This is a genomic window from Pseudomonas triclosanedens, from assembly GCF_026686735.1.
In the GTDB taxonomy this organism is placed as follows: domain Bacteria; phylum Pseudomonadota; class Gammaproteobacteria; order Pseudomonadales; family Pseudomonadaceae; genus Pseudomonas; species Pseudomonas triclosanedens.
Map to the genome: position 1 here is coordinate 5,177,702 of NZ_CP113432.1, position 26,231 is coordinate 5,203,932.

At 63.2% G+C, this 26,231-nt stretch carries 23 protein-coding genes; 13 read left to right on the top strand and 10 right to left on the bottom strand.

Translation table 11 applies throughout. The annotated features are described in order from the left end of the window. The first annotated feature begins 186 nt into the window (after positions 1 to 186). Entirely contained in the window at positions 187 to 630 is a 444-nt protein-coding gene (locus OU419_RS23990; protein ID WP_254472592.1) for a DUF4124 domain-containing protein, read from the top strand. 16 nt (positions 631 to 646) lie between these two features. Here the strand turns inward: OU419_RS23990 and OU419_RS23995 are convergent, their stop codons facing one another. The 3 genes from OU419_RS23995 to mrcB are packed head-to-tail and all read right to left on the bottom strand — an operon-like array spanning position 647 to position 4,096. Continuing rightward, positions 647 to 976, bottom strand: a complete 330-nt coding sequence (locus OU419_RS23995) for a YqcC family protein (protein WP_254472591.1) — start codon at positions 974 to 976, stop codon at positions 647 to 649. Beyond that, entirely contained in the window at positions 976 to 1,755 is a 780-nt protein-coding gene (locus tag OU419_RS24000) for a tetratricopeptide repeat protein (protein ID WP_254472590.1), read from the bottom strand. The genes OU419_RS23995 and OU419_RS24000 overlap by 1 nt, the downstream gene beginning before the upstream one ends. A 16-nt stretch (positions 1,756 to 1,771) precedes the next feature. Continuing rightward, a complete protein-coding gene (mrcB, locus tag OU419_RS24005) occupies positions 1,772 to 4,096 on the bottom strand; it encodes a penicillin-binding protein 1B (protein ID WP_254472589.1) in 2,325 nt (774 codons plus the stop codon). 204 nt (positions 4,097 to 4,300) lie between these two features. Here mrcB and OU419_RS24010 point away from each other — a divergent pair, with 204 nt between their 5' ends. The 3 genes from OU419_RS24010 (at position 4,301) to OU419_RS24020 (ending at position 7,240) form a co-directional block, all read left to right on the top strand. Continuing rightward, complete coding sequence (locus OU419_RS24010) at positions 4,301 to 5,863, top strand: bifunctional aminoglycoside phosphotransferase/ATP-binding protein (RefSeq protein ID WP_254472588.1); 1,563 nt, start codon at positions 4,301 to 4,303, stop codon at positions 5,861 to 5,863. A gap of 199 nt (positions 5,864 to 6,062) precedes the next feature. Next, positions 6,063 to 6,335 (top strand): TfoX/Sxy family protein, encoded by a 273-nt coding sequence (locus OU419_RS24015; RefSeq protein WP_254472587.1) that lies wholly within the window; start codon positions 6,063 to 6,065, stop codon positions 6,333 to 6,335. A 104-nt stretch (positions 6,336 to 6,439) separates the two neighbouring features. Next, positions 6,440 to 7,240, top strand: a complete 801-nt coding sequence (locus OU419_RS24020) for a Crp/Fnr family transcriptional regulator (RefSeq protein ID WP_254472586.1) — start codon at positions 6,440 to 6,442, stop codon at positions 7,238 to 7,240. Positions 7,241 to 7,760: 520 nt separating this feature from the next. On the opposite strand, the gene OU419_RS24025 is transcribed toward OU419_RS24020, so the two are convergent. Genes OU419_RS24025 through OU419_RS24045 form a run of 5 tightly spaced genes read right to left on the bottom strand, consistent with a single transcriptional unit; the run spans position 7,761 to position 12,428 of the window. Then, positions 7,761 to 8,648 carry a ChaN family lipoprotein gene (locus OU419_RS24025; RefSeq protein WP_254472585.1) on the bottom strand — a complete coding sequence of 296 codons (888 nt, stop codon included), beginning with the start codon at positions 8,646 to 8,648 and terminating at the stop codon, positions 7,761 to 7,763. 11 nt (positions 8,649 to 8,659) lie between these two features. Next, positions 8,660 to 9,427, bottom strand: a complete 768-nt coding sequence (locus OU419_RS24030) for a heme ABC transporter ATP-binding protein (RefSeq protein ID WP_254472584.1) — start codon at positions 9,425 to 9,427, stop codon at positions 8,660 to 8,662. Then, positions 9,427 to 10,410, bottom strand: a complete 984-nt coding sequence (locus OU419_RS24035) for a FecCD family ABC transporter permease (protein ID WP_254472638.1) — start codon at positions 10,408 to 10,410, stop codon at positions 9,427 to 9,429. The genes OU419_RS24030 and OU419_RS24035 overlap by 1 nt, the downstream gene beginning before the upstream one ends. A 50-nt stretch (positions 10,411 to 10,460) precedes the next feature. Next, on the bottom strand, positions 10,461 to 11,354 hold the full coding sequence (locus OU419_RS24040) for a heme/hemin ABC transporter substrate-binding protein (protein WP_254472583.1): 894 nt from the start codon (positions 11,352 to 11,354) through the stop codon (positions 10,461 to 10,463). Positions 11,355 to 11,363: 9 nt separating this feature from the next. Next, complete coding sequence (locus tag OU419_RS24045; RefSeq protein WP_254472582.1) at positions 11,364 to 12,428, bottom strand: hemin-degrading factor; 1,065 nt, start codon at positions 12,426 to 12,428, stop codon at positions 11,364 to 11,366. Positions 12,429 to 12,605: 177 nt separating this feature from the next. On the opposite strand from OU419_RS24045, the gene OU419_RS24050 reads away from it, so the two are divergent. Continuing rightward, positions 12,606 to 14,816 carry a TonB-dependent hemoglobin/transferrin/lactoferrin family receptor gene (locus OU419_RS24050; protein ID WP_254472581.1) on the top strand — a complete coding sequence of 737 codons (2,211 nt, stop codon included), beginning with the start codon at positions 12,606 to 12,608 and terminating at the stop codon, positions 14,814 to 14,816. A gap of 84 nt (positions 14,817 to 14,900) precedes the next feature. After that, a complete protein-coding gene (locus OU419_RS24055) occupies positions 14,901 to 15,230 on the top strand; it encodes a Rieske (2Fe-2S) protein (protein WP_254472580.1) in 330 nt (109 codons plus the stop codon). Between the two features lie 20 nt (positions 15,231 to 15,250). On the opposite strand, the gene sfsA is transcribed toward OU419_RS24055, so the two are convergent. Both sfsA and OU419_RS24065 read right to left on the bottom strand, forming a co-directional pair. Beyond that, positions 15,251 to 15,958: a DNA/RNA nuclease SfsA gene (sfsA, locus tag OU419_RS24060; RefSeq protein ID WP_254472579.1), complete on the bottom strand. Its 708-nt coding sequence runs from the start codon at positions 15,956 to 15,958 to the stop codon at positions 15,251 to 15,253. Then, on the bottom strand, positions 15,958 to 17,130 hold the full coding sequence (locus OU419_RS24065) for a pyridoxal phosphate-dependent aminotransferase (protein ID WP_254472578.1): 1,173 nt from the start codon (positions 17,128 to 17,130) through the stop codon (positions 15,958 to 15,960). The genes sfsA and OU419_RS24065 overlap by 1 nt, the downstream gene beginning before the upstream one ends. A gap of 334 nt (positions 17,131 to 17,464) precedes the next feature. Between OU419_RS24065 and dksA the strand changes: the two genes are divergently transcribed. The 7 genes from dksA to folK all read left to right on the top strand — a co-directional run bounded on the left by dksA (position 17,465) and on the right by folK (position 26,177). Continuing rightward, complete coding sequence (gene dksA / locus OU419_RS24070; protein ID WP_015478905.1) at positions 17,465 to 17,908, top strand: RNA polymerase-binding protein DksA; 444 nt, start codon at positions 17,465 to 17,467, stop codon at positions 17,906 to 17,908. Positions 17,909 to 17,978: 70 nt separating this feature from the next. After that, entirely contained in the window at positions 17,979 to 18,866 is an 888-nt protein-coding gene (gene gluQRS / locus OU419_RS24075) for a tRNA glutamyl-Q(34) synthetase GluQRS (RefSeq protein WP_254472577.1), read from the top strand. A gap of 85 nt (positions 18,867 to 18,951) precedes the next feature. After that, a complete protein-coding gene (locus OU419_RS24080; protein WP_015478907.1) occupies positions 18,952 to 19,128 on the top strand; it encodes a hypothetical protein in 177 nt (58 codons plus the stop codon). Further along, entirely contained in the window at positions 19,112 to 22,063 is a 2,952-nt protein-coding gene (locus tag OU419_RS24085; protein WP_254472576.1) for a sensor histidine kinase, read from the top strand. The genes OU419_RS24080 and OU419_RS24085 overlap by 17 nt, the downstream gene beginning before the upstream one ends. 26 nt (positions 22,064 to 22,089) lie before the next feature. Beyond that, positions 22,090 to 23,526, top strand: a complete 1,437-nt coding sequence (locus OU419_RS24090; protein ID WP_254472575.1) for a sigma-54-dependent transcriptional regulator — start codon at positions 22,090 to 22,092, stop codon at positions 23,524 to 23,526. A gap of 762 nt (positions 23,527 to 24,288) precedes the next feature. Next, complete coding sequence (locus OU419_RS24095; RefSeq protein WP_254472574.1) at positions 24,289 to 25,695, top strand: polynucleotide adenylyltransferase PcnB; 1,407 nt, start codon at positions 24,289 to 24,291, stop codon at positions 25,693 to 25,695. After that, the gene (folK, locus tag OU419_RS24100; RefSeq protein WP_254472573.1) at positions 25,692 to 26,177 is read left to right on the top strand and encodes a 2-amino-4-hydroxy-6-hydroxymethyldihydropteridine diphosphokinase; all 486 of its coding nucleotides are present in this window, start codon (positions 25,692 to 25,694) and stop codon (positions 26,175 to 26,177) included. The genes OU419_RS24095 and folK overlap by 4 nt, the downstream gene beginning before the upstream one ends. Positions 26,178 to 26,231: the final 54 nt, after the last annotated feature.

Below are 26,231 nucleotides of genomic sequence, written 5' to 3' on the forward strand. Positions count from 1 at the left end.
CTGCCGAGTAAAACCAGCTTGCGGCCGGCCCACTGCAGCGAACCTTGGATTCTTCTGATTCAGTGGCCTCAAGTCAAGCCATATATGGCTTTGGATGAAGCCGGGATGTGAACTTTCTCTGAGTGAATAAGCCGGCGATTTGGTTATAGTTACCCACAGACTCCGCATCCCAAGGATCGACAACGCATGCGACGGACGATTTTCATGGGCAGCCTGCTGCTCGCTCTGGCCCCGACCGTGATGGCCGCGCAGGTCTACAAATGGGTCGACGCCCAAGGCATCACGCATTTTGGTGCCCAGCCGCCGGAGGGTGTCGAGGCATCCAACGTCAACACAAACACTGCCCAGCCCAAGACGAAGTTCCCGCCGCCCGCCGCCCCGAAGCCAGCACCAGTCTCCAGTACGGACGACAAGCAGAAGGCCGTCGACGAGAAAGTGAAGCAGGAAGTCGCGCAGCAGGAAGCCGATCGCGCCCAGCGCTGTACGCAGCTTCGGGAGAACCTGGCGCAGCTCAAGAACAACCCGCGCGTTCGCGTGGAAGAAAACGGACAGGTTCGGCGCATCACCGAAGAGGAACGTCAGGAGCGGATCGCAAAAAGCGAGAAGGACATCCAAGAGAACTGCAACTGACCCTCCTCGAAAGCGCTCAGGCCTCCCCGGCAATCAGCCGGTCGAATTCGCCGAGCGCTTCCAGCAATCCCCGCATCCGCTCGCCTTCGCTCACGTAGGCCATCTCTGCGATAGCCCGGATGCCGGACGCCGAAGGCAACTGCCCGTCGCTTTCGACAATCTGCTTCATGCGCGGCAGAAAAATCCACTGAAGCCACTCCTCCAGCGCCAGCGTATCCACGCAGAATGGCTCGAGGCTGGACAACGCCTCTTGCGACGGCATCTCCGCACCCCATAAATCAAGCTCGCGCAGCAGGCGCTCGATCAGCAGCAGTTGATCGGCAATGGCCGGCACGCGACTGTCCATCAAAGCGTCACCTTCGCGCGCTGCCGGGCTTCGGCGGCGCCCGAGGCATCCCCCTGCTGCTCACGACACTTGGCGATCAGATCCCAGAGGCTGGCCTGCATCGTCGGCCGGCCATTGGCCAGCGACAAGCCACGACGAGCCACCTGCTCGGCCTGGGCGGCATCGCCCTGGGCCAGGCGGACTTGCGCCAGCTTGTAGAGAACCTGCGGCTCTCGCGGCGCGATACGCTGCGCACGCTCCAGGCTCGCCGCGGCGCCGTTCAGGTCACCACCGCCCTGCTGCTGGGAGGCAGTGGTCAGCAGCGCAAGCACTGGGCCATCCAGCTGTTCGTCAGCCGCAAGGTTGGTATTACTCGAAGGAATCCCCGACGGCCCTTGCTGCGCGGCACCGCCCTGGTATGCCGGCTGCTGATAGGTCTGCTGCTGGAACCCACCAGCGGAGGTGATGCTGCCCGTAGTAGAAACCGGAGGCTGCGCATACGTGGAGCCGCTGCCAATTGGCGCAGTCGAGATCGGCGCCGCACCGGTCTGTGCCGGGAACGTCTGGATCGGTGCAGCGCCTGCATCCTGCGGGACCATCACCGTTACGCCGGAGTCACCTTGCGGAATGCTCTGACCAGCGCCCGGCACGGCGGCAGCCTGAGCCCTGCGGCCACCGACCTGCTCCTGATAAGACACCGAAGTCCCCGAGTCCTGTACCGGAATCGCGCCATGCTGCGGGGTCGAACAACCGGCCAGAAGCACCAGGCTTGCCGACGCCGCATACCAAGCTTTTCTCACTTGCAATCCTCTCGTCTCAATTCAGCCAACCGCGCACCCAGTCCATGACTTCATTGGCAGGTGCCTGGTTTCCGCAACCAGCGCCAGCAGCCGGCTCACTCCCTCGAATATAAGGCATCTGCACAGCGCCCGGGCAACTGGCATCGCTTCCCTGGCCGGTGTGCGGATCGACCCACGCCTGCACTACGTTGTCCGGCATGGGCATATCCAGCGGCAGAGGATTGGCCTTGCGCATGAAACTGGTCCAGATCTGCAGCGCGCCCGTCGCACCAGTGAGCGGCGTCTTGCCATTGTCGTCACGGCCGATCCACACAACTGCCAATAGATCTTGGCCGAAGCCGGAGAACCAACTGTCACGGGAGTCATTGGTCGTCCCGGTCTTGCCCGCCAGGGTCAGGGACGCTGGCAACTGGTTATAGACCGAACGCCCGGTACCTTCGCGCATCACACGCTGCATGGCGTTCTGCACCAGGTAGATCGCTCCCGGATCGAAGCGCTGCTGGACCTGGAACGGATATCGCTTGAGTGGTTGACCGTCGGACGCCAGCACACTTCGAATACTGCGCAACGGCGTATTGAACCCACCGCTGGCAATGGTCTGATACATGGTCGCGACCTGCATCGGGCTCAGCGCGCCCGCACCCAGCAGCATCGATGGATACGCCGGCCAGTTGGGCGAAACGCCCAGGCGCTCCAGGGTCTTGAGCACATTCGGCACACCCAGATCCAATCCAAGCCTTGCAGTGGACAGGTTCAGCGAATTGGCCAACCCCTGGTATAGGAAGATGGTGCCACGCGATTGGTGATCGTAATTCTGCGGTCGCCAGACCTGCCCATCCTTGCCCTTCACGGAGAACGGCTCGTCCTGGATATAGCTGGTCAGCGTGTACTGGCTGGGTCGTTCCAGCGCGGTCAGATAGACCGCCGGCTTGACCAGTGAACCGATTGGACGTACAGCATCGATGGCGCGGTTGAACCCAGCGAAGCGCGGATCCCGGCTGCCGATCAAGGCCTGGACCTCCCCCGTCTCCGGATTGGTCACGACCATCGCGGTTTCAGTCTCGGCGACACCTTTGCGACCTTCGAGGCGCTTGAAGGTTTCGCTGACTGCGGTTTCGGCCTTCATCTGCAGAATCGGATCGAAACTGGTGAAGATGCGCAGACCTTCCTCAGTCAGGTCTTCCTCGCGATAGTCCTCACGCAGTTGACGCTTCACCAAGTCGAGGAAGGCCGGATACGAGCCATTGGCCATGCTGCCCTGACGAGTGACGCCCAGGGGCGCTTGCTTGGCGGCAGCGGCCTCCTCAGGCGTGATCACCCCCTGCTCGGCCAGCACGTCGAGCACCACATTGCGGCGCTCGAGCGCTCGCTCCGGATTGCGTCGCGGATTGTAATAGGAGGGCCCCTTGACCATACCCACCAGCAACGCCACCTGCGGCAACTTCAGCTCGGACAGCGGCTGGCTGAAGAAGTACTGGCTGGCGAGACCAAAGCCGTTCACCGAGCGCTGGCCATCCTGGCCGAGGAACACCTCGTTCAGGTAGCTTTCGAGGATCTCGCGCTTGTCGTAGTGCAATTCCAGCAGCACCGCCATCATGGCTTCGGTGAGCTTGCGCGAGAGACTGCGTTCGTTGGTCAGGAAGAAGTTCTTCACCAACTGCTGAGTCAACGTACTGCCGCCCTGGCGCAGTTGCCCGGCACTGGCGTTGACCCACACAGCGCGAGCGATCGACTTCAGCGAAACGCCGTGGTGCTCCCAGAAATCTCGATCTTCCACTGCCACCAGGGTATCGATCAGGTACGGCGGAACCTGATCCAGCTTGATCAGGATGCGGTCTTCGTTGTGCGCGGGATACAGGCCACCGATCAGCAGCGGCTCCATGCGGGCAACCGCCAGGTCGCCCCCATTCGCACGGCTCAGGCCCGCCACGTAGTCGCCGGAGAAGCGCACACGAATACGCTGCGCAGGCTCGGCGCCTTCATAGAACTGGAAACCACGGGTATTGAGATCGACGGAATTGCCGGAAATCGACACGGCGCCAGGACCGTTCACCGCGCCTTCGCGACGATAGCCCAGGGCATCGAGCTCACGCAGGAAGTCATCCTTCCCCAGCTTGAGGCCGACGAACAACTCCAGCGGTCGTGCATAGACCTTGGCAGGAATGGTCCAGCGCTTGCCGGAGAACTTCTCCTGGACAACCGCATCGAGGTATACGGCAAAACCGGCCAGCACCACGAGACCGACCAGGCTGAGCTTGAAAGCCCAGCCCAGCCATTTGCGCATGGCCGGCGACGATTTGCCGCTTTTTTTACGAGAACGAGAAGATCGGGGACGCGTCATGGCGGCGCATTATACGTACTTTATCCACAGGAGACAGACACCATCCAGGCGGCATCCGGTTTCACGCATCGGCTGGTACGCAAGCGCCCGGCAAATGTCGTGCTTCGACCGCGCCAACGCGGATTGGTTGCCGTCCGGTGTTTGCACCGTCGGACCCAGCGGCCATAATGCCAGCCTCTCAAAATAGACAGACAAGGACATAACGTGAGCCAGACCCTGATCGCTGCGCTGCAGAACCCAGCGCTCTTCCCTCATCCAGTCGAAGGCTTCCGGGTCATAGAAACCCACATCTCGTGGGTCCTGCTCACCGGTTCCTACGTCTACAAGCTCAAGAAGCCCGTCAACTTCGGCTTCCTCGATTTCACCGACCTCGCCGCACGCAAGCACTTCTGCGAGGAGGAACTGCGCCTCAACCAGCGCCTCACCGACGGTCTCTATCTCGACGTGCTGCCGATCACAGGTAGCGAAAGCGCCCCGCAAGTTGGCGGCGACGGCCCAGCCATCGAATACATGATCAAATGCAGGGAGTTCCCGCAGAGCCAACTGTTGAGCGAAGTCCAGGCCCGCGGCGAACTCGGCGCGGCGCATATCGACGGCTTGGCGAAACAGATCGCCGACTTCCATCAGCGTACGCCGCAGGTGCCGGTCGAGCACCCGCTCGGCACCCCGGAAACCTGCATGGCACCGGTCCGGCAGAACTTCGAGCAGATCCGCCCGATGCTCTCTGATAAGGCCGACCTGCTGCAGCTCGACGCCCTCGAAGCCTGGGCCGAGTCCAGCTTCGAACGCCTTTACGCCGTCTTCGAAGCGCGCAAGGCCAACGGCTTCATCCGCGAATGCCACGGCGACATCCACCTAGGCAACGCCGCCATCATCGACGGCAAGGTCGTACTGTTCGACTGCATCGAGTTCAACGAACCGTTCCGCTTCACCGACGTTACCGCCGACTACGCCTTCCTCGCGATGGACCTGGAAGACCGCGGCCTGAAATGCCTTTCGCGCCGCTTCGTCAGCCAGTACCTGGAATGCACCGGAGACTACCAATCCCTGGAGCTGCTGAACTTCTACAAGGCTTACCGTGCTCTGGTTCGCGCCAAGATCGCGCTGTTCAGCCTGGCGCACCAGACCGACGCCGTACAAAAGGCAGCAACCCTGCGCCAGTACCGCAACTATGCCAACCTGGCGGAAAGCTACAGCGCCATCCCATCGCGCTTCCTCGCCGTGACACTTGGCGTGTCCGCCGTTGGCAAAAGCCAGGTAGCCCTGCGCCTGGTCGAAGCCCTGGGCGCCATTCGCCTGCGTTCCGACGTCGAGCGCAAACGGCTGTTCGGCGAGCAGCAGGCCGAACAGATCGGCCAGCACCAGGCCGGCATCTATAACGCCGATGCCACCGCCGAAACCTACGCACGCCTCAACGCACTGGCGGCGGACATCCTGCGCGCCGGCTACCCGGTGGTGCTCGACGCGACCTTCCTCAAGCGCGAACAGCGTACGGCAGCCTGGAAGATGGCCGAAGAAACCGGCGTTCCCTTCCTGATCCTCGACTGCCATGCGCCGGAAAGCGTGATCGCCGGCTGGCTGAGCCAGCGCCAGAGCGAGGGCACCGACCCGTCGGACGCCACGCTGGCCATCATCCGCGCGCAGCAAGCCAGCCGCGAGCCGCTCAGCGACGAAGAGCAGCAGCACAGCAAACGCGTCGACACCCCGGACGCCGCCAGTCTGGACGCCCTGATAGCCAGCATTCGCCAGCGCCTGCCTGGCCTCTGATCGGCCCGTCGACGGCCGGTTTCGCCAGGAAGGCGACTCCGGCCACGGCGCGATAAACGTCTCGCAGCATCGAGACGATGTCACAAAGCCACGCTTTTCCCACTGGCCGCTACACTTCCCTATGTATGCCCGGCCGCTACGAGCAGTTCACGGCCTTGTAATCCCGACGCCCCATCGTGCCGCATCGCAAGGACCGACGATGAACGACGAACTGCTGCATCTGAAGAACCTCGGCAAGACCTCCGCCCAATGGCTGCACGCTGTGGGCATTCACAACGCATCCGATCTCCGTCGACTCGGCGCCGTAGGTGCCTACCGAGCGGTCAGGGCACGCGGCTTCCGCGCCTCGAAAGTACTGCTGTATGCAATCGAGGGCGCCCTGCTCGACGTGCATTGGAATGACCTCCCTCCTGGGCACAAGGCTGCGCTCTTAGGCGAGCTTGAGACTTTTCCAACGAGGAACAAGAGCTAGCTCACATGCTTTTCGGGAAGGTGTTTACGTAAGATGGCCGTCCGCTTATGGTTTCAGGGCCCTTCGTGCGCCCTCGACCGCCGCCATTTCAAGGAATTACGGCCATGTACCTACTCGGTGAACAACCTGCCTATGCCGATCAGCTGATCAACCGTCTGCAGGGCATTCCGGCACAGCTGCTGGCGGGCCTGGAACCCTGCGGCGAACCGATCCGTCTCGAACGCTCCGACGACCTCGAGACCGAACTGCCCGGCAAGCACCTGTTCCTGGTCGAGAATGGCCTGGTACACGCCCTTGTCGACGAGCGCCCGCTGTTCTATCTGCAGGAAGGCGACCTGATCGGCCTGCGCCAGGGCATCGATCTGCCGCCCTGCCGCTACGTCAGCGAGGAGCCCCTGTGCCTGATCCCCTATTCGCGCAGCGACGTCTTCCGCCACATCCATGACGATGAGCACCGCCAGGAGCAGTTCCTCCACTACCTGATCGGCCATACCGCGCTACTTTCCGATGCCCTCGCGCACCTGAAGCAGCCGGATATCCGCCCTGCCACCGGTTTCCAGCACTTCGCCGCGGGCGCCCAACTGATCCAGCAGGGCGATGATGCCGAGCACGTCTTCATCATCATCGAAGGTCATGCCGAAGCCTTCGTCGATGGCCAGAAGGTCGGCGATGTGCAAAAAGACGAGATTTTCGGTGCGATGGCCGTCTTCACCCGCGAGAAGCGCAGCGCGACAGTGATCGCCAGCGAGCCATGCACGGTGATGGTCATTCCGAAGGACCAGTTCCTCAGCCTGATGCAGAGTAACCCACGCATCGCTCACAGCCTTATCGAAGGCATGGCACGCCGGATCGATCTGCTGAACAAGGAAGTCACCCAATTGCGCCTGCAACGCCAGCCGGCATAGGCCATCCTTGAGAAACCAGGAACCCGGCCTTGCGCCGGGTTCTTCGTTTTCACCTCCCGCCACACACCTGTGCGCAAGAAATTTCAAAAAGCTGTTGACTCACAAATGATAATGGTTATTATTAACTCAACTGGTCGCGAGACTGGTTGGATAAGCTCAAGAGACCACGCAGTCGGACTCTTCAGATTATCTCCTCATCAGGCTAATCACGGTTTCGACCCGGCACTTTGCCGGGTCTTTTTTTTGCCCCGCGTTTTCCGCCAAGGGCAACGACTCCTAACCATCGATCACCACGTATAAAAAGGCGTTGACTCTCAAATGGTAATGGTTATTATTAACCAACTGGCTGCGAGGCCAGCTGGATAAGCTCAAGAGACCATGCAGTCGGACTCTTCAGATTATCTCCTCATCAGGCTAATCACGGTTTCGACCCGGCACTTTGCCGGGTCTTTTTTTGCCCGGCGAAATATCCGGCAAATGAAAACGGGGCCGTCGGCCCCGTTCGTCTCTCCGCTCCAGGCTACTTGCGTAACACTGCGCAGTAGTCGGTCGGCGGCAGTGCCGGGGTGTACCAGACGTAATCCGCCTGTTGCGCAATCACGGTCTTGCCGACTTCTGCCAGCATCAGCACCTTCACGCCCTCCCCTACGCCCAAGTCCTGCAGGTGCAGTGGAACACCAAGATCGCGCCGAGCATGGAAACCGCCGGCAATCAGCAACGCCGGCTCCGGTGCGGTTTTCAAGCGTTCCGCCATGCGCCGGTCGCGCTGCTGCTGTACCGCCAGCATCGCCGGGAGTTGGCTATCCGGTAGCAGGCCGCAATGTGATTCGCGAATATCATCCAGCAAGGCTGCGCGCACAGCATCGGTCGTCGAGCGCGCGCCCTCCAAGGTCGGCCGCTCGGCGTAGATCCGCATGATCTCGCTACGATCCAGGTTCGCCGCCAGCAACGGCGTGGGCTGCTTCACCAGCCAGCTCACCAAGGGGCCGTAGAGCGACCAGTCCCAGCCCTTCTGCCAGGCCAGCGCGCCGATCAGATCGGTTGGCGCCTCTCCGTTGGCTGCAGCCGCTTGAGCGACTGCTACCCGCTCCTGCTGCTCCGGGTTGAGCATCTCCAGCAGCACGCTGCCGTCCGTCCGGCGCTCCGCAAGGGCACGCACCAGCCACAACTCCAGGGCGTGATGGTCCGGATTGTCATGCTTCTCGCCTACCAGCACGCGCGGTGCGACGGTCAGCCGATCCAGAAGTTGCTCAGGCGTCAACCGCTTACCGTTGCGCAGATCGCGAATGACACCCAACTCTGCACTATCCCGCCCCTCCGGGCTCTGCCAGACCGGCAGTGGCGGAACGGAAACCTGGCTCTGGCACGCAGCCAGAAACGCCAATAGAGGAATCAGCAAGTGCTTCACAGGAACTCCACTCATCGCGCGATGATCAACGGATGGCCGCGCTCTGGATGCTGTTGAACCAGCACCTCCAGCCCGAAGACCGCTTTCAATGGTTCGGCACGCAGCACTTCAGCCGGCACGCCTTGCAAGTGCGGGCGCCCTTGGTGCAATAGCAGCAGATTGTCGCAATAGCGCGCGGCCAGATTCAGATCGTGCAGGATCACCAGCACCGCCGCGCCATGATCGGCGAACTCACGTACGGCCTGTAGCGTGGTGTGTTGATGCAATGGGTCGAGCGCCGAGGTCGGCTCGTCCAGCAACAGCACCTGCTCCGCACCACCGGGCCAGAGTTGCGCCAGCACGCGCGCCAGATGCACGCGCTGGCGTTCGCCACCCGACAGCGCCAGATAACTCCGCCCGACCAGGTGAGAGGCATCCGCAGCGTCCAGCGCCGCCTCGATGATCTCTCGGTCACGCTGGCGTCCGCTTTCGTGGGGCAGGCGGCCAAAACCCACTACCGACTCGACGGTAAAGGCGAAGTTGAGCGTCGACGACTGGGGCAGTACCGCCAGCCGACGCGCCCGTTCCGTGCCCTGCCAGTCGGCCAGGGGACGACCATCGAGTCGGACCGCCCCACCCGCCAGCGTCAACTCGCCATTGAGCGCCCCCAGCAGCGTACTCTTGCCCGCTCCGTTAGGCCCCAGTACGCCGAGCACCTCGCCCGGCTGCAACGCCAAGCTGACCTCCTGCAAGACGATCTGTGCACCGCGCTTCACCAGCAGGTTGTCTGCCGTCAGCATCAGGAACGCCCTCGTATCAGCAGGAAAAGGAAGAACGGTGCACCAATCAGTGCGGTGACAATACCTATCGGCAACTCCGCCGGAGCCAGCGCCAGGCGCGCCACGAGATCGGCCAGCAAGAGCAGGATAGCGCCGCCGAACATCGAGGCAGGCAGCAACACCCGGTGATCCGGCCCAACGATCAGACGCAGCAAGTGCGGAACCACAAGACCGATGAAGCCGATCATCCCCGCAGCGGCAACCGCCGCCCCGACACCCAGCGCCGTGCAGAGAATCAGCTCAACCTTCAGCCGCTCGACATCGAAGCCCAGGTGACGCGCCTCGGACTCGCCCAGCAGCAACGCATTCAGTGCATCGACCCGACGCGGCAGCCAGGAAGCCACCAGCAACGTGATCAGAAGAAGCGGCCACAGCCGCGGATAGCTGGCGCCATTCAGGCTGCCAAGATTCCAGAAGGTCAGGGTGCGCAGCGTGGCGTCGTCGGCCAGGTAGGTAAACAGACCGATCAGCGCCCCGGCCAGCGCGGTGAGTGCAATTCCCGCCAACAGCATGGTGGCCACGCTGGTCTGGCCGTTGTGCCGTCCCAGCCGATAGACCAACGCTGTGACGGCCAGGCCGCCAGCGAATGCGCAGGCGGATAGCAGGTAGGGCGCAAAGGCATCCGGCAGGCCGCCGATAGACGCGCCGAAGACGATGGCGATGGCCGCGCCAAGAGCGGCACCGCTGGAGACACCGATCAGGCCGGGGTCGGCCAGCGGATTGCGAAACAATCCCTGCATGGCCACACCAGCCAAGGCCAGAACCCCGCCGGTCGCCACACCCAGCAGGGTGCGCGGCAAGCGGATCTGGCCGACGATCAGCTCGGCCTGCCCCAGCCCATCGCCGGACACCGGCAGACCGCAGAGGCGAGCCAGCGCCCGCAGCGTATCGCCCAGCGGCAGGCTCACCGGCCCGAGAGCCAGGGACAGCCAGAGCACCAGCAGCAGGAGAAAACCCAGGAACAGGAACAGCGGACGAGCAGCAACGATCCGAGTCAAGGATGACCTTCCGAGTTCAAAGCTTGCGCGGAAGGATAAAAGGCGCGGGACAGACTGGCCAACCCATCAGGCACGCGGGGGCCGAGCCCCCCCACCAGCAGGGTCGGATCGAGTATCACCACGCGCCCTTCGCGCACTCCGCGAGTCGCCGACAGGGCGGGATTCTGTCGAGTCAGTGCGGTGCGCGCGGCATCGCCGTCGAGGCTGCGATCAGCCAGCACGATCACCTGCGGGTCCAGTGCCGTCAGCGCTTCGCTCGACAGCGCCTTGTATCCCTTGTGGCCGGCCAGGTTACGCCCACCGGCATGCCTGAGCATCCAGTCGCCGGAGGTTTCCTGGCCGGCCACCAGCAGATTGCCACCGGCCTGCCCGACCAGCAGGACCACGCCCGGCGCGGCTTGTGTCGCCTGGGCCTTAGTCACCCGGGCTTGCTGTACGGCGATACGCGACTGGAAGTGCTCTGCCATCTGTTTCGCCTGCTCCGGGGCGCCCAGGAGCTTGCCCAGGCGCAGAAGGGTGTCCCGTACGGTCTGCGCATCAGCCTTCGCCGAAAGCGTCTCTATACGCACACCGGCTGCGCGCAGTTGCTGCAGCACCGGCGGCGGCCCCATCTCCTCACTGCCGAGCAGAATGTCCGGTTTCAGCGCAAGAATGCCCTCGGCAGCCAGTTGGCGCTGGTAACCGATCCTTGGGAGCACCGCGAGACTAGCGGGATGCAGGCTGGTGGTATCGACACCGACGAGGCGCGACTCGCCCCCCAGGGCTACCACCCACTCACTGAGCGAACCGCCGGCACTGATCCAGCGCTTAGGCAGGGTCTCCGCCGCCAGGTTGCTGGCGGCCAGGCACAGACCGGTGAACAGGCCGATCAACAGAGGACGCGCAGTCATGGTCGGTCCTCAGAGCGCTGGGAAGGATTCGGCGAGCGAGCGCCACTCTTGCAGTTCCGGCACGCCTGGTTTGCGCGCGCCGAACGCCTGAAGCACCAACTCGCCATTAGCGTCGAAGGCCTCCCAACTGGTGATCACGCCATCACTGCTGGGCTTGCGCACTCGCCACAGTTCGCGCACGCCGGAGGTTTTCAGATGCAGGTTGAATTGCGGATCGAGAACGTTGAACCAGTCGTCCAGCCACTTCAGATTATCCACGGTGCCGGTGTGAATCTGGATGCAGTGGGCATTACCGACGAAAATCATGATCGGCAGACGACGCTCGCTTGCCTTCTCCAGCATGCGCGGCAGTTCAGCGGTATCCAGTTGCTCGGCCCAATCGCGGCCAGCAAGGCGCAGGGCCTGGGTGCGCTCGACCTTGTGCTTCTTCAGCAAGGCAAAGAAGTGGTGAGTGTCCTTCAGCGCGGCCCAACCGCTGCGCAAGGCGGCCACATCGATCTGTTCGTCGGCCAGCGGCACCGCCTTGGGCGCAGCCGGCTGGAAGTCGAGCCGATCACTCTGCTCATCGGCGCGAAAGCGCTCGACCAGAGGCGCCCAGGCTTCGACAACGCTGTTCTCGGTGAGAAACACCTTGTGCACCGCCGTACCCTGGCGATCGAACACCTGGATGCTGCGCTGAGTACCGTGGGCGGTTTCTTCGCTGATGGCAAACACACTGCCCCAGCCGGAGAGGAACAGGCGCAGGTCGATATCCGCAGAAACCACCAGCCCCATCAGGCCGTTGGCCGACACAGTCACTTCCTGGTACGGCCCCTTCCGTTCATGGACACAGTGTTCATTGCGAGTCAGCGCCATGATCGTCCCGAGCTCGCCCAGTGCCGGCAGCAGGGCTGACCAATCGGGGCGCAGGCGAACGGCATCCACGCCCAGGCGGCTGGCGGTCAGCTCGGCTTCGCTCACTTCCAGGCGCTCTGCGGCGTCGCGGGCACGCAAGCGCGGTTGCTCGGCGCGCAATGCCTGCCAGGCACGGTAAAGCTCAGGGGCCGGCAGAGACGTCGGGCTCGGGGTAGTCATCGCAGAAATCCTCACTTGGTAGGGAACCGGCCGCATCGTGCGGCATAGACGAACTGTGCCATAACACACTCAATAAATCTATTTGATAATAATTTGCATTTAGATTTATAGAGGATTAAGGTCAGCGCCGAATTTCCAGACGGCCTTGTGCCATCCCCAAGAAAAACAGGTGCTCCCATGTCGATCACACCGCCTTTCGCTCGCCGCTCATGGCTGGCCTTGCTATTGCTGAGCCCCTCTCTCGCGCTGGCGCACAACGCTATTTCCCTCGGAGAAACCACTGTCTCAGCCACCCGTAGCGAACAACCCGTCGATGCCGTGCCGAGCACCGTGACCGTGCAGACCGCGCAGGACATCGACCGCGACAATGCCAACGACATCAAGCAACTGGTGCGCTATGAGCCGGGCGTTTCGGTGAGCGGCAGCGGTAGCCGCTTCGGGCTGTCCGGCTTCACCATCCGCGGCATCGGCGGCAACCGGGTGCTGACCCAGGTGGACGGTGTCGCGGTGCCCAACTCCTTCGCCTTCGGCCCGTTCATGGACGCACGACGCGACTACATCGACCTGGACACTGTGAAACGAGTTGAAATACTTCGGGGCCCGGCGAGCTCGCTGTACGGCAGTGACGCACTGGGCGGCGCCGTGAGTTTCATGACTAAGGACGCCGCTGATTACCTGCAGGACGGCAAGGATTACTACGCGCGCTTCAAGACCGGCTTCGACGGCTCCGATGACAGTTGGCTGAAAAGCGCCACCTTCGCTGGCCGCCAGGGCCCGGTGGACGGACTGTTGACCATCAGCCGCCGCGATGGCCACGAGACCGAGACGTTCGGTGGCAGCAACGGCATCGGCAGCGCGCGCGGCGAAGCCAACCCGGTGGACTTCAACACCGAGAACCTCCTGGCCAAGGTCGGCTGGGACTATGCCGAAGGCAGCCGTCTGCAACTGGCCTACGAGCGCTACAACGAAAACGCCGACACCCGCCTGCTCAACGAATACAGCACCACCGGCACGACGCGCACCTCTGACGCCAGAGACGGCACCGACCGCGAACGCATCAGTCTCTCCCACCGCTTCCTGCTCGATAGCGCAGTCGCCGACCAGATGCAGTGGCAACTCAATTACCAGGACAGCGAGATCCGCCAGAAGACCTACCAGGAGCGCTTCAGCGCCGGCCGCCTGCGCGACCGCACCCGCGACTCGAAGTACGAAGAAACCCTCTGGGGTCTGAACTCGCAATTGGACAAGCATTTCGAGCTGGCCGGCACCAGCCACCACCTGATCTACGGCTTCGACCTCAAGCGCCTGGAAAGCAAGGACCTGCGCAAAGGCAGCGAGACCTACCAGAGCAGCGGCCAACCGGTACCGCCTGGCTTCGGTAGCGAAACCTTCCCGCTCAGTGACTTCCCGGACCCGAGCACCCACGAGTACGCCGCATTCATCCAGGACAGCATCGAGATCGGCCGCTGGACCCTGCTGCCCGGCCTGCGCTACGACTACTATGAGATGAAACCGGAGGTCAGCCAGCGCTACCTGAACAGCAACCCGCTGGACAAGGCTCCGTCCAACTTCAGCGATCACGCGCTGTCGCCCAAGTTCGGTACGACCTACCGCCTGGACGATCACCATAGCGTCTACGCTCAATACGCCGCAGGCTTCCGCGCGCCGGAGCCGGTCGACATCTTCGGCGAGTTCATCAACTCCGCAGTCGGCTACCAGACCATCGCCAACACCGATCTCAAACCGGAAACCAGCGACAGCTACGAGATCGGCCTGCGCGGCAAATACGACATGGGCAGCTTCGGCGTAGCGCTGTTCTACAACCGCTACGACGATTTCATCGAACAGGTGGTACTACCCAGCGATCCTACCGGTAACAACCGCCTGACCTATCAGTACACCAACCTCGAGAAGGTCACCATCCACGGCGCCGAAGCGCGCGGTGACATCGACCTGAACCAGGCGTTCGGCCTTCCCAACGGCACCTCTCTGCGCGGCGCGGTGTCATACGCCAGGGGCAAGGATGAGGAAACCGACGAGCCGATCAATAGTGTCGATCCGCTCAAAGGAGTATTCGGTCTGGGGTATGATTCACCCAACGGACTATTCGGCAGCGAGCTGACGTGGACCCTGGTGCAGGCCAAGCACAACGTCGACGACACAGAAATCCCCAACCAGTACAAACCCGGCGGCTACGGACTGCTGGATCTGAGCGCCTGGGTGAAGGTCACCGACGGCCTTACCCTCAACGCCGGCCTCTTCAACCTTACCGACAAGAAATACTGGCAGTGGGGCGATGTGCGCGGCCTCACCGAGAACAGCCCCAGCCTGGATCGCTACACCCAGCCAGGCCGTTATGCAGCGGCCAACCTGATCTGGGAGATCTGACCCTCTTCAGCACAAGGATGTGCACCCTCTTCCGGTTTCTCCCTCCGGGCGCGGATAATGCCCGCCCTGGATGGAGAAGCCCGGATGATCCTGCTCTGCTCCCCGGATGAACTGGCCGAAGGCCAGAGCCGGGGCTTCGAGGCCGAAGGCCTGAATCTGTTCGTCGTACGCCGCCAAGGGCGTGCCTTCGCCTATCGCAACCGTTGCCCGCACCGGGAAATTCCGCTGGGTTACGACGCCGAGCGCTTCCTCGACGCCAGCGGCCGCCTGTTGCAGTGTGGCCACCACGGCGCGCTGTTCCTGATCGAAACCGGCGAATGTATCCAGGGGCCTTGCCTGGGCGATGCGCTGGATGCGTTACCGTGCCATGAGGACGAGCGGGGTATCTGGCTGGACGAGGCGGGCGAGCTCTAGCCCGACAGCACCAGGCTCTGCTACAGAAGTACCTTCAGCGGCTGCGCCAGGCAGATTTCCCGTGTATCGATGCGGGCCCCGTACGCCAGCACCTCGACGCCCGCCTCATGCGCTTCGGCCAGGGCAGAGGCGTAGCCTGGGTCGATTTCCTTCGCCGGCCGCACCGCCTCGATCCCCGAGAGGCTCACCGCATACAGCAGCACCGCGCGCATGCCTTCGCGCGCCAGGGCAGCCAGCTCGCGCAGGTGCCGGGCGCCACGCAGGGTGACAGCGTCCGGGAAGGCAGCGACCGCCGTACCGTCGAAGCCCAGGGTTACGCTCTTCACTTCGACATAGACCGGTCTCTCGGCATACATCAGCCGGAAATCCGCACGACTCTTCTCCTGCCCGTAGGCAACTTCACGGCGCAACTCGTCGAAGCCAGCCAACTCCGTTACAACTCCAGCCAACAGCGCTTCTTCCACGATCCGGTTCGCCCGCCCGGTATTCACACAGGCCAGCCGCCCCTGGGGCGTTTCCACCAGTTCCCAGGTGCCCGGCAGCTTGCGTTTGGGGTCGCCGGAGCGACTGAACCACACCCGGCAGCCTTCGCTCATGCAATTGAGCATCGAGCCGGTATTCGGGCAGTGGATGGTCAGCCGCTCGCCGCTGGCGGTTTCAATGTCGGCGAGGAAACGCTTGTAACGTTTGATCAGGCGCGCTTCTTCCAGTGCCGGCTCGAAACGCATCAGGGATGCCAGCTCTTCAAGCCGCGGGCGATTCGCTCTACCGCCTGTTGCAGGCGTTCGACGCTCTGGGTGTAGGCGAAGCGCACATGATGGGAGGCCTGGTGGCGGCCGAAGTCCACGCCCGGCGTGAAGGCGACGTGCTCGGTCTCGATGAAATGCTGGCAGAACGCGTAGGCATCGCCACCGAAGGCACTGATGTCCGCATACAGATAGAAGGCACCCTCCGGCTCCACCGCGATACGGAAGCCCAGTTCGCGCAGGGCCGGCAGCAGGTAGTCGCGACGGCGAGCGAATTCGGCGCGGCGCTCTTCGAGGATCGCCAGGGTGTCTGGCGCAAAGCAGGCCAGCGCGGCGTACTGCGCCATGCTTGGCGCACTGATATAGAGGTTCTGTGCCAGCTTCTCCAGCTCACCGACGGCATCCAGCGGCGCCACCAGCCACCCCAGGCGCCAGCCGGTCATGCCGAAATACTTGGAGAAACTGTTGAGGACAAAGGCATCATCGTCCACTTCCAGCACGCTTGCAGCGTCAGTACCGTAAGTCAGGCCGTGGTAAATCTCGTCGACCACCAGGTGACCGCCACGCGCCTTCAGCGCGGCGGACAGCGCGGCAAGTTCATCCTTGTGCAACAGCGTACCGGTAGGATTCGCCGGTGATGCCGCCAGAGCGCCTACACTGTCATGATCCCAGTACCGCTCGATGAGGCCGGGCGTGAGCTGGTAGCGGCTCTCCGGCCCGACCGGCACCAGTTGCGCAGCCCCTTCCACCAGGCGCAGGAAGTGGCGGTTGCACGGATAGCCCGGATCGGCCAGCAGCCAGTGCTTGCCCGGATCCACCAGCAGGCTGCTGGCCAGCAGCAGCGCGCCGGAGCCGCCAGGCGTGATGAGGATGCGCTGCGGGTCGATCGACAGCCGATAGCGATCGGCATAGAAACCGGCGATCGCTTCGCGCAGGGCCGGTACGCCACGGGCCGCGGTGTATCGGGTATGCCCGTTGGCCAGCGCGGCCTGGCCCGCGGCGATGATCGGCGCCGCGGTGGTGAAATCCGGCTCGCCGATCTCCAGGTGAATGACGTCGTGGCCCGCCGCCTGCAACTCGTTGGCGCGCGCCAGCAGGGCCATGACGTGGAAGGGCTCGATGGCGCGACTGCGGGCGCTGAAGGAAGTAGCCATGATTTTTTCCGAACTTTGCGACAAGGTGGCGATTCTAACAGGCCACCCATTGATGCAGGGGAGCCTCCGAAGAGGGAGTGGCATCCCCGGAAAATGTATGTTTCGGTCGCGAAATGCGAACGAACATGCCCAGGTTTGCAGAAATCCCGATAGCCAGCGCCATCGAGTCGACCCGATGGTCACCAGGTCATGTGCGTGCGACAACAGGCTCGACAACCGGGAGTAGCATCACGGTTATCGTTCTGGTAAGTTCGCCCGCTTGCGAGCGCGGGGCCGGCAGTGCCGGAGAGGGACCATCCGCGAGAGGATTAGCGAGAGTGAGAGGCGGTCATCCATGCCCACCAAAGCAAAACAACAGAGCAGCCAACTGATTCGTGGCTTCGAGCCCTACCAGGAAACCAAGGGCGAGGAGTACATGAGCGATCGCATGCGCGCGCACTTCACCTCCATCCTCAACAAATGGAAAGTTGAGCTGATGGAAGAGGTGGACCGCACCGTGCATCACATGCAGGACGAAGCGGCCAACTTCCCGGACCCGGCCGACCGCGCCAGCCAGGAAGAAGAGTTCAGCCTCGAGCTGCGCGCCCGCGACCGCGAGCGCAAGCTGATCAAGAAGATCGACGAGACCCTGCAACTGATCGAAGACAACGACTACGGCTGGTGCGATTCCTGTGGCGTCGAGATCGGTATCCGCCGTCTGGAAGCCCGCCCCACCGCTACTCTTTGCATCGATTGCAAGACCCTGGCGGAAATCAAGGAAAAGCAACTGGGCTCCTGAGTCCGGTTCATCCCGAACGGGGCGCTGCGGCGCCCCGTTTCGTTTGTGTGCAAGAAAGAGACGCCAAGCCATGCCCGCCTCCAGCTACGTCGGTCGCTTCGCACCCACTCCCAGCGGCTACCTGCACTTCGGTTCGCTGGTGGCCGCGGTCGCGTCCTATCTCGATGCACGCGCCGTGAAGGGCCGCTGGCTGGTGCGCATGGAAGACCTCGATCCGCCACGCGAAATGCCCGGCGCCCAGGCGGCGATCCTGCAGACCCTGGAGCGCTATGGCTTCGAATGGGATGGCGCGGTGGAGCGTCAGAGCGATCGTGGCGAGGCCTACGCAGCCCAGGTGGAGCAATGGCTGCGCAGCGGCCTGGCCTATGCCTGCACCTGCTCGCGCAAGCAGCTCGAGGGCAGCAATGGCATCTATCCAGGCACCTGCCGCAATGCCCAGCACGACTGGCACGGCGAGGTTGCCATCCGCATCCGCGTGCCGGAGCTCGAATACACCTTCAACGACCGGCTGCAGGGCGAGTTCCGCCAGCATCTGGGGCGGGACGTTGGTGACTTCATCATCCGTCGCCGCGACGGGCTGTTCGCCTATCAACTGGCGGTGGTGCTGGACGACGCCTGGCAGGGTGTTACCGATATCGTGCGCGGCGCCGACCTGCTGGACAACACGCCGCGCCAGCTCTACCTGCAGGAACTGCTCGGCGTCCGCGCCCCGCGCTACCTGCACGTACCGCTGATCGTTCAGCCCGACGGCCACAAGCTGGGCAAATCCTATCGCTCGCCACCGCTCCAGCCGGAGCAGGCCGCACCGCTGCTGGTGCGCGCACTCCGGGCGCTCGGGCAGACGCCGCCCGCCGAGCTTGCCCGCGCCACGCCATGCGAAGTGCTCGGCTGGGGCATTGCGCACTGGGCTGCCGCGCGCATTCCGCATACGCTGACAATGGAGGACGCACGCCTCTGAGCTTGCGCAAAGCCCCTTCGGCGCCCGGCTTGCCGTCGACTGTGCCCAGCCTGTAGCCTGCCCGCCGAACAACGAGAGAGACGACATGTACATCTACCGACTGGTGTTGCTCCTGGTCGTGGGCATCTACCTGTTCTCGCCGGCCATCATGGACTGGTGGATCGATCCCCACGGCGCCTGGTACCGCCCGTACCTGCTGTGGCTGATCCTGATCGTCGTCACCTTCATCCTGCAGAGCCAGCGCGATGCTGACGAGCTTTAGCCTTACCCAGCTGATCCTGATCAGCGCCTCCTACCTGATGGTTCTCTTCGGTGTCGCCTGGATCACCGAACGCGGCTTCGTGCCCCGCCGGCTAGTGCGCCACCCGCTGATCTACACCCTGTCACTGGGCGTGTACGCCAGTGCCTGGGCGTTCTACGGCACAGTTGGATTGGCCTACCAGTACGGCTACGGATTCCTGGCGATCTATCTGGGCGTCTCCGGTGCGTTTCTGCTGGCGCCGGTGCTGCTCTACCCGATCCTGCGCATAACCCGCGCCTACCAGCTATCGTCACTGGCCGACCTGTTCGCCTTCCGTTTCCGCAGCACCTGGGCCGGCGCGCTGACCACGCTGTTCATGCTGATCGGCGTACTGCCGATGCTGGCGCTGCAGATCCAGGCGGTTACCGACTCGATCAGCATCCTCACCCGCGAGTCCGAACCCAATCGAGCGGCATTGGCGTTCTGCGCGCTGATCACACTGTTCGCCATCCTCTTCGGCGCGCGTCACATCGCCACCCGCGAACGCCATGAAGGCCTGGTGATGGCGATCGCCTTCGAGTCGCTGGTCAAGCTGGTAGCCCTGTGCTCCATCGGCCTATTCGCGCTCTACGGCGTGTTCGGCGGGCCCGATGGCCTGGAAATCTGGCTGCTGCAGAACCAGGAAGCGCTGAGCACCCTGCACACGCCACTGGCCGAGGGGCCGTGGCGGACGCTGCTGCTGGTGTTCTTCGCCGCGGCCATCGTGATGCCGCACATGTACCACATGACCTTCACCGAGAACCTCAACCCGCGCTCGCTGCTCAGCGCCAGTTGGGGCTTGCCGCTGTTCCTGCTGCCGATGAGTCTGGCGGTGCCACCGATCCTCTGGGCCGGCCTGCACCTCGGAGCGTCGACCAACCCGGAATACTTCACCCTCGGCCTGGGCATCTCGGTGGACAGCCCGGCGCTCGCGCTGACCGCATTCATCGGCGGCATCTCCGCCGCCAGCGGCCTGATCATCGTGATGACCCTCGCGCTGTCGGGCATGGTACTCAACCACCTCGTGCTGCCGCTCTACCAGCCGCCGGCGGAAGGCAACATCTATCGCTGGCTGAAGTGGACGCGACGCGCGCTGATCGCCGCGATCATCATGGCCGGCTATGCCTTCTATCTGCTGCTGGGTGCCGAGCAGGACCTGTCCAACCTGGGCATCGTCTCCTTCGTCGCGACCCTACAGTTCCTCCCCGGCGCGCTGGCGGTGCTGTACTGGCCGGCCGCGAACCGTCGCGGTTTCATCGCCGGGCTGGTGGCGGGCATGCTGGTGTGGGGAGCGACCATGCTCACTCCGCTGGTGGCGAACATGCAGAGCATCTACCTGCCGCTGTTCGACTCCATGTACATCCTCGACGACACCACCTGGCACCTTGCGGCCCTGGCCTCACTAGCGGCCAACGTCCTGGTGTTTACCCTGGTGTCGCTGTTCACAGAGGCCAGCGATGAAGAGAAAGGCGCCGCCGAAGCCTGCGCAGTGGACAATGTGCGCCGCCCCCAACGCCGCGAGCTGATCGCCGTATCCCCTCAGGAGTTCGCCAGTCAACTGGCCAAGCCGCTGGGCGCCAAGACTGCGCAACGCGAGGTCGAACAGGCGCTACGCGACCTGCACCTGCCGTTCGACGAGCGCCGCCCCTATGCCTTGCGTCGTCTGCGCGACCGCATCGAGGCCAACCTCTCCGGCCTGATGGGGCCAAGCGTGGCGCAGGATATGGTGGAGAACTTCCTGCCCTACAAGGCCAGCAGCGAAAGCTACGTCACCGAGGACATCCACTTCATCGAGAGCCGGCTGGAGGACTACCACTCCCGCCTCACCGGCCTCGCCGCAGAGCTCGACACCCTGCGCCGCTACCACCGGCAAACCCTGCAGGACCTGCCGATGGGCGTGTGCTCGCTGGCAAAGGACCAGGAAATCCTCATGTGGAACCGCGCCATCGAAGAGCTGACCGGCGTTAGTGCACAGCGCGTAGTCGGCTCGCGGCTGGCCGCATTGCCCGATCCCTGGAAGGGACTGCTGGAAGGCTTCATCGACGCGCCAGACGAACACCTGCACAAGCAACGCCTGAACATCGACGGCCAGACCCGCTGGCTGAACCTGCACAAGGCAGCGATCGAAGAACCCCTCGCCCCCGGTAACAGCGGCCTGGTGCTGCTGGTGGAAGACCTCACGGAAACCCAGTCGCTGGAAGACAAGCTGATCCACTCCGAACGCCTGGCGTCCATCGGCCGCCTCGCCGCCGGGGTCGCCCATGAGATCGGCAACCCTATCACCGGCATCGCCTGCCTTGCGCAGAACCTTCGGGAAGAGCGCGAAGGCGACAGCGAACTGACAGAGATCAGCGGGCAGATACTCGAACAGACCAAGCGCGTGTCGCGGATCGTCCAGTCGCTGATGAGCTTCGCCCACGCCGGCGGCAAGCAGGTTGCAGCCGAGCCGGTGTGCCTGGCCGACGTGGCGCAGGAAGCCATCGGCCTGCTGTCACTGAACCGGCGCAGCGTGGACGTGCAGTTCTTCAACCTGTGCGATCCGGGCCACTGGGTCGAAGGCGACCCCCAGCGCCTGGCCCAGGTTCTGATCAACCTGCTCTCCAACGCCCGCGACGCCTCGCCGCCCAACGGCGCGATCCGAGTGCGCACCGAGGCGTCCGAGCAGACCGTCGATCTGATCGTCGAGGATGAAGGTAGCGGCATTCCCAAGTCGATCATCGATCGACTGTTCGAACCCTTCTTCACGACCAAGGACCCGGGCAAGGGTACCGGCCTCGGCCTCGCGCTGGTCTATTCGATCGTGGAAGAGCATTATGGGCAAATCACCATAGACAGCCCGGCTGACCCCGAACGCGAATGCGGTACCCGCATCAGCGTCACTTTGCCGCGGCATCCTGGCCCGACGGCCGAGCAGTAAACGAGCACGTCGAGAGAGCTGAATACATGGCACATATCCTCATCGTCGAAGACGAAACCATCATCCGTTCCGCCCTGCGACGGCTGCTCGAGCGGAACCAGTACCAGGTCAGCGAAGCTGGCTCGGTGCAGGAGGCACAGGAGCGCTACAGCATCCCGTCGTTCGACATGATCGTCAGCGACCTGCGCCTGCCTGGCGCCCCCGGCACCGAGCTGATCAAGCTGGCGCAGGGCACGCCGGTGCTGATCATGACCAGCTACGCCAGCCTGCGCTCGGCGGTGGACTCGATGAAAATGGGCGCGGTGGACTACATCGCCAAGCCATTCGACCACGACGAGATGCTCCAGGCCGTGGCACGCATCCTCAAGGATCGCCAGGAAGCGCGTAACGCTCCGGCCGAGCCACGCGGTAACGCCAAGGCGGCCGAACGCAGCAGCGGTAACACCGCCCCGGCCGACGGCGAGATCGGCATCATCGGTTCCTGCCCGCCTATGCAGGAGCTGTACAGCAAGATCCGCAAGGTCGCGCCGACCGACTCCAATGTACTGATCCAGGGCGAGTCCGGTACCGGCAAGGAACTGGTCGCCCGCGCGCTGCACAATCTATCCAAGCGCACCAAGGCGCCGCTGATCTCGGTGAACTGCGCCGCGATTCCGGAAACCCTCATCGAATCCGAACTGTTCGGCCATGAGAAAGGCGCATTCACGGGCGCCAGCGCAGGCCGTGCAGGCCTGGTGGAAGCCGCCGACGGCGGAACGCTGTTCCTCGACGAAATCGGCGAGCTGCCGCTCGAGGCCCAGGCGCGCCTGCTGCGCGTGCTGCAGGAAGGCGAGATTCGCCGGGTAGGCTCGGTGCAGTCGCAGAAGGTCGACGTGCGCCTGATCGCTGCAACCCACCGCGATCTGAAGATGCTGGCCAAGACCGGCCAGTTCCGCGAAGACCTTTATTACCGCCTGCACGTCATCTCATTGAAACTGCCGCCGCTGCGCGAGCGTGGCGCGGACGTCATGGAAATTGCCCGCTCCTTCCTGGCGCGCCAGTGCTCCCAGATGGGGCGCCAGGCACTGACCTTCTCCCACGACGCGGAACAGGCCATTCGCCACTACCCGTGGCCGGGTAACGTGCGGGAACTGGAGAATGCCATCGAGCGTGCGGTGATCCTCAGCGAGAGTCAGGAGATTCCCGCCGACCTGCTGGGTATCGACATCGAGCTGGATGATCTGGAAGACGACTTCGTGGATGAGGTCGACGCACGACCGACCAACGGCAACGCCAGTAACCACGAGCCCACCGAGGATCTGTCACTGGAGGATTACTTCCAGCATTTCGTCCTCGAGCATCAGGACCACATGACCGAGACCGAACTGGCCCGCAAGCTGGGTATCAGCCGCAAATGCCTGTGGGAACGTCGCCAGCGCCTGGGTATTCCGCGCAGAAAATCAGGCGCTTCCGCAGACTCATAAGCATATTCCTATTGTTACCGGAGACATCCTCCGTAACAAAAGCCGGGTTCATCGGTAACGAAGGCCCGGCTTTTTTGTGCCTGCCGGCCAACCCCGTAATCAGCCAAGCCCTTGAAAAATAAGGATTTGCAAAAGTTGGCACGGCATCTGCTTTGTTATTGGCACAACAACAATAACAAGCACGAAAACTCAAAATAAGAACAAGACGAAACGACTCCAGCACAACAAAAACAAAATCGCGGAGGCGCAGCTAACTGATTCTTTTGGAGAAGAGTAGCCGTCGGGAGCAATCCCGCAACCAGTCAGAGAAGAATAAAACTGCTTGAAGGCAGCACGAGGACTGGTTGGATCGCAAGATCATCGCTTGCTCAGCGACCAAAGCAATCCGTTTGCTATTGGATCCCTTATTGGGAGCTTCCCCGAAGCAACTGGCTTCGAGGGACGGGTCAACAAACAAAAACAACAAGCCCGGCATCATAATAAAAACAAAGCACGCACCTACTTTTGGGGGGGAGCTTCGGCTCCCCCAGTAGCTTTCGCTACATCCTCCGCACCACTCTCCGCAAGTCCCTTTTCACCTCGTTCGTTCACCATCCCACCCCACGATGCTAGAATCGCCGCGGCGCAGAAGGCACTTCAATTGCTGCCATTTGTTTCCAGGCGGCAGAATACAGCCGGTATCTGCTCGCGGAAGCCCCCATCGCAAGGGGCGCCCGGCGCCTGCATTCTTCACCCCATACATTCATTTCCGATAGTGCACACATGCTGAAAAAGCTGATCCAGTCCATCCGATCCCCACTGCGCCGCCAGCGCGCTGTCCGCACTACTCCGGAAGTTTTTGGCAACCAGCAGCACTCCCTGCGGCGGGATCAGTTCAGCAGGAATGCGGTGAGCGTCGTAGAGCGTTTGCAGAAGGCCGGCTACCAGGCATACATCGTCGGCGGCGGCGTACGCGACCCGCTGCTGGGCATTGCGCCGAAAGACTTCGATGTCGCCACCAGCGCTACGCCAGAGCAGGTTCGCGCCGAATTCCGTAACGCGCGAGTGATTGGCCGCCGTTTCAAGCTGGTTCACGTTCACTTCGGCCGCGAGATCATCGAGGTCGCCACCTTCCGTGCCAACCATCCGGTCAGCGACGATGACACCGACAGCGCCCACGCCTCCCGCAACGAGGCCGGCCGCATCCTGCGCGACAATGTCTACGGCACCCTGGAAGACGACGCCCAGCGCCGTGACTTCACCATCAACGCCTTGTATTTCGACGTAACCGGCGAGCGCATCCTCGACTACGCCCACGGCGTGCACGACATCCGCAATCGCCTGGTGCGCCTGATCGGCGACCCCGAGCAGCGTTACCTGGAAGATCCGGTGCGCATGCTTCGCGCAGTTCGCTTCGCAGCCAAACTGGACTTCGAGATCGAGAAGCACAGCGCCGCACCTATCCGTCGGCTGGCACACCTGCTCAACGAAATCCCCTCGGCACGCCTGTTCGACGAAGTGCTCAAGCTACTCCTGAGCGGCAAAGCCGAGCGCACCTTCGAACTGCTGAACGACTACGGCCTGTTCGCCCCGCTGTTCCCAGCCAGCGCCGAAGCCCTGGCGCGTAATCCGGAGTACGCCGGCAAGCTCATCCGCCAGGCCCTGGCCAACACCGATGCGCGTATCCGCCAGGGCAAACCGGTAACACCCGCGTTCCTGTTCGCAGCGCTGCTCTGGCCCGCACTGCCGGCCCGCGTGCTGAAACTGCAGGACCGAGGCATGCCACCGATCCCGGCGATGCAGGAAGCAGCCCACGAGCTGATCATCGAACAATGCAAGCGCACCGCGGTGCCCAAGCGCTTCACCATCCCGATCCGCGAAATCTGGGACATGCAGGAACGCCTGCCACGCCGTCATGGCAAGAAAGCCGACCTGCTGCTGGAAAATCCCCGTTTCCGCGCTGGCTACGATTTCCTCCTGCTGCGCGAAAGCGCCGGCGAGGAAACCGGCGGCCTGGGCGACTGGTGGACCGACTACCAGGAAGCCAGCGATGGCGAGCGCCGCGGCATGATCCGCAACCTCTCCAGCCAGGACGAAAGCAGCGGTGCACCGCGCAAACGCCGTCGCGGTGGCAGCAACCGTCGCCGCCGCAGCCCGCGCAACAGTGGCGAAGGCACCGGTAACGAATGAGCGAGCGCGTCTATATCGGCCTGGGGAGCAACCTGGCCGAGCCGCGCCAGCAGCTCGAAGCGGCGCTCAAGGCCCTGCAACTGGTGCCCGGCACCACGCTGGCCGGTGTGTCTCCATTGTATGCCAGCGACCCGCTCGGGCCGCCGGACCAGCCGCGCTACGTCAATGCCGTGGCAGCCCTGGACACCGACCTTGCACCGCTGGCACTGCTCGACGCCCTGCAGGTCATAGAACTGGAACAGGGCCGCGTACGCAAGGACGAACGCTGGGGCCCGCGAACGCTGGATCTGGACATCCTGCTGTTCGGCGAGCGCCTGATCGACGAACCGCGCCTGCGCGTACCGCACTACCACATGCATGCTCGCGCCTTCGTGCTTTATCCGCTGGCGGACCTGGCTCCGGCGTTGACGCTGCCCGACGGTCGGACGCTCGCCGATCTGCTCGCTGCCTGCCCATTCAGCGGGCTCGAGCGGCTATCCTGAGCCTTCCGGGCGCTCCCGTAGCGTGGAGCGCACTGGCAGTAACGCCGTAACAGT

Bases quoted from the DNA above. Each gene is read 5' to 3' on its own strand.
- OU419_RS24090 (WP_254472575.1), top strand. From the start codon at position 22,090: ATGGCACATATCCTCATCGTCGAAGACGAAACCATCATCCGTTCCGCC.
- OU419_RS24065 (WP_254472578.1), bottom strand. From the start codon at position 17,130: ATGGCTACTTCCTTCAGCGCCCGCAGTCGCGCCATCGAGCCCTTCCAC.
- OU419_RS24020 (WP_254472586.1), top strand. From the start codon at position 6,440: ATGTACCTACTCGGTGAACAACCTGCCTATGCCGATCAGCTGATCAAC.
- OU419_RS24015 (WP_254472587.1), top strand. From the start codon at position 6,063: ATGAACGACGAACTGCTGCATCTGAAGAACCTCGGCAAGACCTCCGCC.
- gluQRS (WP_254472577.1), top strand. From the start codon at position 17,979: ATGCCCGCCTCCAGCTACGTCGGTCGCTTCGCACCCACTCCCAGCGGC.
- OU419_RS23995 (WP_254472591.1), bottom strand. From the start codon at position 976: ATGGACAGTCGCGTGCCGGCCATTGCCGATCAACTGCTGCTGATCGAG.
- OU419_RS23990 (WP_254472592.1), top strand. From the start codon at position 187: ATGCGACGGACGATTTTCATGGGCAGCCTGCTGCTCGCTCTGGCCCCG.
- mrcB (WP_254472589.1), bottom strand. From the start codon at position 4,096: ATGACGCGTCCCCGATCTTCTCGTTCTCGTAAAAAAAGCGGCAAATCG.
- OU419_RS24095 (WP_254472574.1), top strand. From the start codon at position 24,289: ATGCTGAAAAAGCTGATCCAGTCCATCCGATCCCCACTGCGCCGCCAG.
- OU419_RS24080 (WP_015478907.1), top strand. From the start codon at position 18,952: ATGTACATCTACCGACTGGTGTTGCTCCTGGTCGTGGGCATCTACCTG.
- folK (WP_254472573.1), top strand. From the start codon at position 25,692: ATGAGCGAGCGCGTCTATATCGGCCTGGGGAGCAACCTGGCCGAGCCG.
- dksA (WP_015478905.1), top strand. From the start codon at position 17,465: ATGCCCACCAAAGCAAAACAACAGAGCAGCCAACTGATTCGTGGCTTC.
- OU419_RS24045 (WP_254472582.1), bottom strand. From the start codon at position 12,428: ATGACTACCCCGAGCCCGACGTCTCTGCCGGCCCCTGAGCTTTACCGT.
- OU419_RS24040 (WP_254472583.1), bottom strand. From the start codon at position 11,354: ATGACTGCGCGTCCTCTGTTGATCGGCCTGTTCACCGGTCTGTGCCTG.
- OU419_RS24050 (WP_254472581.1), top strand. From the start codon at position 12,606: ATGTCGATCACACCGCCTTTCGCTCGCCGCTCATGGCTGGCCTTGCTA.
- sfsA (WP_254472579.1), bottom strand. From the start codon at position 15,958: ATGCGTTTCGAGCCGGCACTGGAAGAAGCGCGCCTGATCAAACGTTAC.
- OU419_RS24030 (WP_254472584.1), bottom strand. From the start codon at position 9,427: ATGCTGACGGCAGACAACCTGCTGGTGAAGCGCGGTGCACAGATCGTC.
- OU419_RS24085 (WP_254472576.1), top strand. From the start codon at position 19,112: ATGCTGACGAGCTTTAGCCTTACCCAGCTGATCCTGATCAGCGCCTCC.
- OU419_RS24055 (WP_254472580.1), top strand. From the start codon at position 14,901: ATGATCCTGCTCTGCTCCCCGGATGAACTGGCCGAAGGCCAGAGCCGG.